Annotated in this window: 1 protein-coding gene; it reads left to right on the top strand. The window is 64.7% G+C overall.

What is annotated here, in order from left to right; translation table 11 throughout:
- The coding region (locus MTX34_RS25575; protein WP_243611211.1) for a transposase at nt 1-255 on the top strand (255 nt) is incomplete at both ends.

The raw sequence follows: 255 nt of genomic DNA, 5'->3' as shown, positions 1-255 counted from the left end.
TCAGCACCACCGTCTTCGTCGGCGTCGACACACACAAGAACACCAATCACGCCGCGATCATCGACCACCTCGGACGCGAGGTCGGCGACCGAGAATTCCCCACCACCGCCGCCGGCCACGTGGACCTAATCGCCTGGATCACCGCGGCCGGAAAGGTCGAGCGAATCGGAGTCGAAGGTACCGGCAGTTATGGATCGACTCTGGCCACTGCGCTACGCCTGAGCGGGCTCGAGGTCGTCGATGTCGATCGCCCCG

It is taken from the genome of Rhodococcus sp. ARC_M5 (assembly GCF_022810405.1).
Lineage (GTDB): Bacteria > Actinomycetota > Actinomycetes > Mycobacteriales > Mycobacteriaceae > Rhodococcoides > Rhodococcoides navarretei.
Note: the sequence above shows the minus strand (reverse complement) of the source record. Positions and strands in the feature narration are given on the sequence as shown.